The 8,592-nt window shown below is 53.9% G+C and carries 7 protein-coding genes, 4 tRNA genes and 1 other RNA gene; 11 read left to right on the top strand and 1 reads right to left on the bottom strand.

What is annotated here, in order from left to right; genetic code table 11:
* The 6 genes from WFN75_RS22445 to dppF form a co-directional block, all read left to right on the top strand.
* Positions 1-122, top strand: a non-coding RNA gene (locus tag WFN75_RS22445) — RtT sRNA; the annotation flags it as partial.
* A gap of 625 nt (positions 123-747) precedes the next feature.
* Complete coding sequence (dppA, locus tag WFN75_RS22440) at positions 748-2,355, top strand: dipeptide ABC transporter periplasmic-binding protein DppA (protein ID WP_207292773.1); 1,608 nt, start codon at positions 748-750, stop codon at positions 2,353-2,355.
* A gap of 159 nt (positions 2,356-2,514) precedes the next feature.
* The gene (dppB, locus tag WFN75_RS22435; RefSeq protein WP_040077917.1) at positions 2,515-3,534 is read left to right on the top strand and encodes a dipeptide ABC transporter permease DppB; all 1,020 of its coding nucleotides are present in this window, start codon (positions 2,515-2,517) and stop codon (positions 3,532-3,534) included.
* Positions 3,535-3,543: 9 nt separating this feature from the next.
* Positions 3,544-4,446: a dipeptide ABC transporter permease DppC gene (gene dppC / locus WFN75_RS22430; RefSeq protein WP_046886256.1), complete on the top strand. Its 903-nt coding sequence runs from the start codon at positions 3,544-3,546 to the stop codon at positions 4,444-4,446.
* Positions 4,447-4,456: 10 nt separating this feature from the next.
* A complete protein-coding gene (dppD, locus tag WFN75_RS22425; protein ID WP_040077920.1) occupies positions 4,457-5,440 on the top strand; it encodes a dipeptide ABC transporter ATP-binding protein in 984 nt (327 codons plus the stop codon).
* Positions 5,437-6,450 carry a dipeptide ABC transporter ATP-binding subunit DppF gene (gene dppF, locus WFN75_RS22420; protein ID WP_046886255.1) on the top strand — a complete coding sequence of 338 codons (1,014 nt, stop codon included), beginning with the start codon at positions 5,437-5,439 and terminating at the stop codon, positions 6,448-6,450. The genes dppD and dppF overlap by 4 nt, the downstream gene beginning before the upstream one ends.
* A 54-nt stretch (positions 6,451-6,504) precedes the next feature.
* Here dppF and coaA read toward each other — a convergent pair whose 3' ends face one another.
* Positions 6,505-7,455 carry a type I pantothenate kinase gene (gene coaA / locus WFN75_RS22415; RefSeq protein ID WP_040077924.1) on the bottom strand — a complete coding sequence of 317 codons (951 nt, stop codon included), beginning with the start codon at positions 7,453-7,455 and terminating at the stop codon, positions 6,505-6,507.
* Positions 7,456-7,761: 306 nt separating this feature from the next.
* Here coaA and WFN75_RS22410 point away from each other — a divergent pair.
* From WFN75_RS22410 to WFN75_RS22390, 5 genes are all read left to right on the top strand, one after another.
* Positions 7,762-7,837 (top strand) — tRNA-Thr (locus WFN75_RS22410).
* A gap of 8 nt (positions 7,838-7,845) precedes the next feature.
* Positions 7,846-7,930 (top strand) — tRNA-Tyr (locus WFN75_RS22405).
* Positions 7,931-8,047: 117 nt separating this feature from the next.
* Positions 8,048-8,122: transfer RNA gene (locus WFN75_RS22400), tRNA-Gly, on the top strand.
* Between the two features lie 6 nt (positions 8,123-8,128).
* Positions 8,129-8,204, top strand: a tRNA-Thr gene (locus WFN75_RS22395).
* A 118-nt stretch (positions 8,205-8,322) separates the two neighbouring features.
* Positions 8,323-8,592: GTP-binding protein (locus WFN75_RS22390; protein ID WP_000031677.1), on the top strand; the 270-nt coding region annotated here is incomplete at its 3' end.

Raw genomic sequence — 8,592 nt, 5'->3', positions numbered from 1 at the left:
CTTGCGAGGATGAGAACCTCCGGGGGGCAGAGGTTCGACTCGAGCGAAGCGAGAGAACGTTGCGTCAGCAACGGCCCGAAGGGCGAGCCACGGAGTGGCGAGTCATCCTCTGGCACCGACCAAATTCAAAAGCCTGCTCACTGAGCAGGCTTTTTTTGCTTCTGGCGCCTACAGTTAATTACGACAACAAACTAAAACGCTTGTTACCTTCCATTAACCCTGCCTGTTAACGTTTTTGTGACATATTCCATTGTATTTTTTTATACATAGATAGATCTTTTTTCGCGTTGCTTATGGATAACCTCAGCATTTTCCGCTGTGCGTTTTAGCGTTCGCGGAATTTAGTGCTCAGATATTCACCATCCTGTAAGAAAATTTAACCCGTCTGAATAAATGTTAATCACTGGTCACAGCAGAATAAGAAGTGAGTTGTGCTGCATCATGGCGGGTAGCATAAATTTCCCTGCTGAAAATAGTGCCTCTGGGTTTTTTTAATCTTTGTTTGCTGATTCTCACACTTAGCGTAAATCCCCGTCACCTGTATTGACGTTTTCACATTCTGTTGACAGATTGTAGGGCACGAGGGGCATTTCAGGGAGAATCTGCGCTGCAACTCAGTTGCTCTTCTGAAAGGAATCTCCATCCCTTATAACGCCTTCGGGCATCACCGACCGGACCGGGTAAAAAATAAATTAAAGGTCAGGCGGCGTAACACAACAAAAAACATCACATTGGAGCAGAATAATAATGAGTATTTCCTTGAAGAAGTCAGGGATGCTGAAGCTTGGTCTGAGCCTGGTGGCAATGACCGTCGCGGCTAGCGTGCAGGCAAAAACCCTGGTCTACTGTTCTGAAGGCTCGCCGGAAGGCTTTAACCCACAGCTGTTTACCTCTGGTACCACGTACGACGCTAGCTCCGTACCTATCTATAACCGTCTGGTTGAATTCAAAACCGGTACCACGGAAGTGATTCCGGGTCTGGCAGAGAAGTGGGAAGTCAGCGAAGACGGCAAAACCTATACCTTCCACCTGCGTCAGGGTGTGAAGTGGCAGGACAGCAAAGAATTCAAACCAACGCGCGACTTTAATGCCGACGACGTTGTGTTCTCCTTTGATCGTCAAAAAAATGCCCAGAACCCGTACCATAAAGTTTCTGGCGGCAGCTATGAATACTTCGAAGGGATGGGCCTGCCAGACCTGATTAGCGAAGTGAAGAAAGTGGACGATAAAACCGTTCAGTTCGTCCTGACGCGTCCAGAAGCGCCATTCCTGGCTGACCTGGCCATGGACTTCGCCTCTATCCTGTCTAAAGAGTATGCCGACAACATGCTGAAAGCCGGCACGCCGGAAAAAGTCGACCTGAACCCGGTCGGTACCGGTCCGTTCCAGCTCCTGCAATACCAGAAAGACTCCCGCATTCTGTACAAAGCCTTTGAAGGCTACTGGGGCACCAAGCCGCAGATCGACCGTCTGGTCTTCTCCATCACGCCTGACGCCTCCGTACGTTATGCGAAACTGCAGAAAAACGAGTGCCAGGTCATGCCGTATCCAAACCCGGCTGATATCGCACGTATGAAGCAGGACAAAAACATCAACCTGCTGGAGCAGGCGGGCCTGAACGTGGGTTACCTCTCCTTCAACACCGAGAAGAAACCGTTTGATGACGTGAAAGTGCGTCAGGCGCTGACTTACGCGGTGAACAAAGAAGCGATCATCAAAGCGGTTTACCAGGGCGCTGGCGTTGCTGCCAAAAACCTGATCCCGCCGACCATGTGGGGCTATAACGACGACGTTAAAGACTACAACTACGATCCTGAGAAAGCGAAAGCCCTGCTGAAAGAAGCGGGTCAGGATAAAGGCTTTACCGTTGAGCTGTGGGCGATGCCGGTACAGCGTCCGTACAACCCGAACGCTCGCCGTATGGCCGAGATGATTCAGGCTGACTGGGCGAAGATTGGCGTTCAGGCCAAGATCGTGACCTATGAGTGGGGCGAATACCTGAAACGTGCTAAAGCGGGCGAACACCAGGCCGTGATGATGGGCTGGACGGGCGACAACGGGGATCCGGACAACTTCTTCGCGACCCTGTTCAGCTGCGCAGCGGCGAAAGATGGCTCCAACTACTCTCGCTGGTGCTACAAGCCGTTTGAAGACCTGATTCAGCCGGCGCGTGCTGCAGAAGATCACAACAAACGTATTGAGCTGTACAAACAAGCTCAGGTGGTTATGCACGACCAGGCGCCTGCCCTGATCATCGCGCACTCCACCGTGTACGAACCAGTGCGTAAAGAAGTGAAAGGCTACGTGGTTGATCCACTGGGCAAACACCACTTCGAAAACGTCTCTGTTGAATAATAAGTAGGGTATTCTCCCTCTCCTTTTGGGAGAGGGCAGGGGTGAGGGGCGTGCATGCATCCCCTCACCCTTAACCTCTCCAAAGGGAGAGGGAATTTACATTTGTGAGCAATACAGACCACATCCCCTGGTTGTGCGTCATTATAGAGAATCCGGGTTATGTTGCAGTTCATCCTCCGACGTCTGGGGCTAGTTATCCCCACGTTTATCGGTATCACCCTTCTCACCTTTGCCTTTGTCCATATGATCCCCGGCGACCCGGTAATGATTATGGCGGGCGAGCGTGGCATTTCTCCTGAACGTCATGCGCAGCTGCTGGCCGAACTGGGCCTGGATAAACCGCTGTGGCAGCAATATCTCCACTATATCTGGGGCGTGCTGCATGGTGATTTAGGCATCTCGCTGAAAAGCCGTCTCCCGGTGTGGGACGAGTTCGTGCCGCGCTTTAAAGCGACGCTGGAACTCGGCGTCTGCGCCATGATTTTCGCGACCGCAGTAGGCATCCCTGTTGGCGTGCTGGCTGCCGTTAAGCGCGGTTCAATCTTCGATCACACCGCGGTTGGCCTGGCGCTGACCGGCTACTCCATGCCTATCTTCTGGTGGGGCATGATGCTGATTATGCTGGTATCGGTGCAATGGAACCTGACGCCGGTATCCGGGCGAGTTAGCGATATGGTGTTCCTTGATGACACCAACCCTCTCACCGGATTCATGCTGATTGATACCGCAATCTGGGGGGAAGAGGGCAACTTTATTGATGCGGTAGCGCACATGATTCTGCCTGCGATGGTGCTGGGCACCATTCCCCTGGCCGTTATCGTGCGTATGACCCGTTCTTCAATGCTGGAGGTGCTGGGTGAGGATTACATCCGTACCGCGCGCGCCAAAGGTCTGACCCGCATGCGCGTTATCATCGTGCACGCACTGCGTAACGCCATGCTGCCGGTGGTAACCGTTATCGGTCTGCAGGTGGGAACGCTGCTGGCGGGGGCGATTTTGACCGAAACCATCTTCTCTTGGCCGGGCCTGGGACGCTGGCTGATCGACGCGCTGCAACGCCGCGATTATCCAGTGGTGCAGGGCGGCGTACTGCTGGTGGCGACGATGATTATCCTCGTCAACCTGCTGGTCGATCTGCTTTACGGCGTGGTGAACCCGCGTATTCGGCATAAGAAGTAAGGGGCCATCATGTCACAAGTTACTGAAAATAAAGTGGTCGCAGCACCGGTTCCCATGACGCCGCTGCAGGAGTTCTGGCACTACTTCAAACGCAACAAAGGGGCGGTGGTAGGGCTGGTGTATGTCACCGTTATGATCCTGATTGCGGTCTTTGCGAACGTACTCGCGCCCTATAACCCGGCGGATCAGTTCCGTGATTCGCTTCTGGCGCCACCGGTATGGCAGGAGGGGGGAACCTTTGCCCATCTGTTAGGTACCGATGATGTGGGCCGTGATGTCCTGTCGCGCCTGATGTACGGCGCACGTCTGTCGCTGCTGGTGGGCTGCCTGGTGGTGGTGCTGTCGCTGGTTATGGGCGTGGTACTCGGCCTGGTGGCCGGATACTTCGGCGGTATCGTTGATAACATCATTATGCGTATCGTCGATATTATGCTGGCGCTGCCAAGTCTGCTGCTGGCGCTGGTATTGGTGGCCATCTTCGGCCCGTCGATCGGCAACGCCGCGCTGGCGCTAACCTTTGTGGCACTACCTCACTATGTACGTCTCACGCGTGCGGCTGTGCTGGTAGAAGTGAACCGCGATTACGTCACCGCTTCCCGCGTAGCGGGTGCCGGTGCGATGCGTCAGATGTTCGTTAATATCTTCCCGAACTGCCTTGCGCCGTTGATTGTTCAGGCGTCGCTTGGTTTCTCTAACGCCATTCTCGATATGGCCGCTCTTGGCTTCCTTGGCATGGGTGCGCAACCGCCAACACCGGAGTGGGGCACCATGCTCTCCGATGTGTTGCAGTTCGCGCAAAGCGCCTGGTGGGTCGTCACCTTCCCGGGTCTGGCGATTCTGCTCACGGTGCTGGCATTTAACCTGATGGGTGATGGTCTGCGTGATGCACTTGATCCCAAACTGAAGCAGTAAGAGGCACGAGATGGCGTTATTAAATGTAAATGAATTATCGGTGCACTTCGGCGACGAAGGCACACCGTTTCGCGCCGTGGACCGCATCAGCTATAGCGTAAATCAGGGCGAAGTGGTTGGTATCGTAGGGGAATCGGGCTCCGGTAAGTCAGTAAGTTCACTGGCGATTATGGGGCTGATTGACTATCCCGGCCGCGTCATGGCTGAAAACCTTGAGTTTAACGGTCAGGATCTGAAGCGTATCTCCGAAAAACAGCGCCGCCAGCTGGTGGGTGCTGAAGTGGCGATGATCTTCCAGGATCCGATGACCAGCCTGAACCCGTGTTACACCGTTGGCTTCCAGATTATGGAAGCCATCAAGGTGCACCAGGGCGGGAATAAGAAAACCCGTCGCCAGCGCGCGATCGACTTACTGAACCAGGTAGGTATACCGGATCCGGCATCGCGACTGGATGTTTACCCGCATCAGCTGTCGGGCGGGATGAGCCAGCGTGTGATGATTGCCATGGCGATCGCCTGTCGGCCTAAGCTGTTAATTGCGGATGAGCCGACGACCGCGCTGGATGTCACCATTCAGGCGCAAATCATCGAGCTGCTGCTGGATTTACAGCAGAAAGAGAACATGGCGCTGGTGCTGATTACGCACGACCTGGCGCTGGTGGCCGAAGCGGCGCACAAAATCATCGTAATGTATGCAGGCCAGGTGGTAGAGACCGGAAGTTCGCACGACATCTTCCGCGCGCCGCGTCACCCGTACACCCAGGCTCTGCTGCGTGCTCTGCCGGAATTTGCGCAGGATAAAGCGCGTCTGGCCTCGCTGCCGGGCGTGGTACCGGGTAAATATGACCGTCCGCAGGGCTGTCTGCTCAACCCGCGCTGTCCGTATGCAACGGATAAGTGTCGCGTCGATGAACCCGCGCTGAACCTGCTGGCTGACGGTCGTCAGTCCAAATGCCACTACCCACTCGATGATGCCGGGAGGCCAACACTATGAGTACGCAACAGGCCGCCACGCAACAACCGCTGTTGCAGGCCATCGATCTAAAAAAACATTACCCGGTTAAGAAGGGACTGTTTGCCCCCGAGCGCCTGGTGAAAGCCCTGGACGGCGTGTCGTTCAACCTCGAGCGCGGCAAAACGCTGGCGGTAGTGGGTGAATCTGGCTGTGGAAAATCTACACTGGGTCGTCTGCTGACAATGATCGAAACACCAACCGGCGGCGAACTGTACTATCAGGGCCAGGATCTGCTTAAGCACGATCCGCAGGCGCAGAAGCTGCGTCGCCAGAAAATCCAGATTGTGTTCCAGAACCCCTACGGTTCCCTGAACCCGCGTAAAAAAGTGGGACAGATTCTGGAAGAGCCGCTGCTGATTAACGCTTCACTGAGTAAAGAGCAGCGCCGGGAAAAAGCGCTGGCGATGATGGCGAAAGTGGGGCTGAAAACCGAGCATTATGATCGCTACCCGCATATGTTCTCTGGCGGCCAGCGTCAGCGTATCGCCATTGCCCGCGGTCTGATGCTTGACCCGGACGTGGTGATTGCCGATGAACCGGTTTCCGCGCTCGACGTTTCTGTGCGCGCTCAGGTGTTAAACCTGATGATGGATCTGCAGCAGGAACTGGGGCTCTCTTATGTGTTCATTTCGCACGACCTCTCCGTGGTGGAGCATATTGCTGACGAAGTGATGGTGATGTATCTGGGGCGCTGCGTAGAGAAGGGGAGCAAAGACCAGATCTTTAACAATCCGCGTCACCCTTATACTCAGGCGCTGCTGTCAGCAACACCTCGCCTTAATCCGGACGATCGCCGCGAGCGTATCAAGCTGACCGGCGAGCTGCCGAGCCCGCTGAATCCACCGCCGGGCTGTGCGTTCAACGCCCGCTGTCGTCGTCGCTTCGGGCCCTGCACGCAGTTGCAGCCGCAGTTGAAGGACTATGATGGACAGCTGGTAGCCTGCTTCGCAGTCGATCAGGATGAAAACGGCGAGAAACCGCAGCCATAAGCGAAAAACAAAAAACCGGCGATCATCGCCGGTTTTTTTATGCCTGTCAGGCTGCTATTTGCGCAGGCGAACCTGGTCCACCGCATGATTTTCACTCTTGGTGAGGATCAGGCTGGCGCGTTCGCGGGTAGGGAGGATGTTCTCTTTCAAGTTAACGTAGTTAATCTCGTTCCACAGGGCGGTCGCCACATTCACCGCTTCTTCTTCAGAAAGCTGGGCATAGTTGTGGAAGTAAGAGTCCGGATCGGTGAACGCCCCTTCGCGGAACTTCAGGAAGCGGTTGATATACCAGCTTTGCAGTAAATCTTCCGGGGCATCGACATAAATCGAGAAATCTACGAAATCAGACACGAAGACGTGATGCGGATCGTGCGGATAATCCATACCGCTCTGCAAGACGTTTAGCCCTTCCAGAATCAGAATGTCCGGCTGAACGACCGTTTTGTCACCATCCGGGATGCGATCATAAATGAGATGCGAATAGACCGGGGCGGTAACGTTTGGCACGCCGGACTTGAGATCCGAGACAAATTTCACCAGACGGTGCATATCATAGGAGAGCGGGAAGCCTTTTTTCTTCATCAGACCGCGCTCTTTTAATACCTCGTTCGGGTGGAGAAAACCGTCGGTGGTGATCAATTCTACGCTGCGGTGTTCTGGCCAGCGGCTCAGCAGGGCTTGTAACACGCGAGCCGTGGTACTTTTGCCCACCGCCACGCTGCCGGCGATGCTGATGATATAAGGAATACGTTGACCGTTGGTGCCAAGGAACTGCTCCAGTACGGCCTGTCGGCGTAAATTGGAGCTGATATAGAAGTTAAGCAAGCGCGACAGAGGTAAGTAAATCTCGGCCACTTCTTCCAGAGAGAGATCTTCGTTTATCCCCTTTAACCGCGCTATCTCCCCCTCGGTTAAGGTCATAGGGACGGAGTCGCGCAAAGCAGCCCACTGGCTGCGATTAAACTGGAGATAGGGCGTCATTAGCGTTTGCTCTTTTTTGCTCATAAGCATGCTTCTGTGAGCCTGTGATAGCGCTTCACGTAGTAGTTAATTTTGGACAATGGGCAGGAGGTTAACACCAGATGGGAGGAATAATAAGAAAAAATATAGGCGAGACATGCGTTACGCGGGGAGCATCACGGTAAGAAAAAAACGCTATGGAGCGGGTATTTCTGCTGAATAATTGACCCGATATGGATGAAATTGCAGCGTTCACCGCATTCTTCGCGCAAAATGTGAGCGAAAGAATGTTTTAAGTGATTTTTTAGTTGCATGACTGCGCAGGTCTCCCTAAAATGCGCGCTACTTGATGCCGACTTAGCTCAGTAGGTAGAGCAACTGACTTGTAATCAGTAGGTCACCAGTTCGATTCCGGTAGTCGGCACCATCAAGTCCGGTGGGGTTCCCGAGCGGCCAAAGGGAGCAGACTGTAAATCTGCCGTCACAGACTTCGAAGGTTCGAATCCTTCCCCCACCACCACTTTCTGGCAGCGTTAACGCCGCCGGAGCTGGTTTAAAAAATAAATCAGCTCGAATAGAAAAAGAGAGAAATCTCTTTTTTTGTTACAGAAAGAACTGGGTAGCCGAGTTTCAGGATGCGGGCATCGTATAATGGCTATTACCTCAGCCTTCCAAGCTGATGATGCGGGTTCGATTCCCGCTGCCCGCTCCAATACGTGCTGATATGGCTCAGTTGGTAGAGCGCACCCTTGGTAAGGGTGAGGTCCCCAGTTCGACTCTGGGTATCAGCACCACTTCACTTCTCCCTCCCGTTTCTCTCTGTTTCAATATCAATGTATTCAACAGTTCAGGCATTTCGCCTGGTTGATGTGGTGATATCACCGATTTATCCGTGTCTTAGAGGGACAATCGATGTCTAAAGAAAAGTTTGAACGTACAAAACCGCACGTTAACGTCGGTACTATCGGCCACGTTGACCATGGTAAAACAACGCTGACCGCTGCAATCACTACCGTACTGGCTAAAACCTACGGCGGTGCTGCTCGCGCATTCGATCAGATCGATAACGCGCCAGAAGAAAAAGCGCGTGGTATCACCATCAACACTTCTCACGTTGAATATGACACCCCGACTCGCCACTACGCACACGTAGACTGCCCAGGCCACGCCGACTATGTTAAA

Source organism: Leclercia sp. UBA7405 (assembly GCF_037152215.1).
Classification (GTDB): Bacteria; Pseudomonadota; Gammaproteobacteria; order Enterobacterales; family Enterobacteriaceae; genus Enterobacter; species Enterobacter pneumoniae.
The sequence above is the reverse complement of the archived record's forward strand: the minus strand, read 5'-3'. Positions and strand labels throughout refer to the sequence as shown.

Coding starts and splice junctions, on each gene's coding strand:
- dppF (WP_046886255.1), top strand. CDS start 5,437: ATGAGTACGCAACAGGCCGCCACGCAACAACCGCTGTTGCAGGCCATC.
- dppD (WP_040077920.1), top strand. CDS start 4,457: ATGGCGTTATTAAATGTAAATGAATTATCGGTGCACTTCGGCGACGAA.
- dppC (WP_046886256.1), top strand. CDS start 3,544: ATGTCACAAGTTACTGAAAATAAAGTGGTCGCAGCACCGGTTCCCATG.
- dppA (WP_207292773.1), top strand. CDS start 748: ATGAGTATTTCCTTGAAGAAGTCAGGGATGCTGAAGCTTGGTCTGAGC.
- dppB (WP_040077917.1), top strand. CDS start 2,515: ATGTTGCAGTTCATCCTCCGACGTCTGGGGCTAGTTATCCCCACGTTT.
- coaA (WP_040077924.1), bottom strand. CDS start 7,455: ATGAGCAAAAAAGAGCAAACGCTAATGACGCCCTATCTCCAGTTTAAT.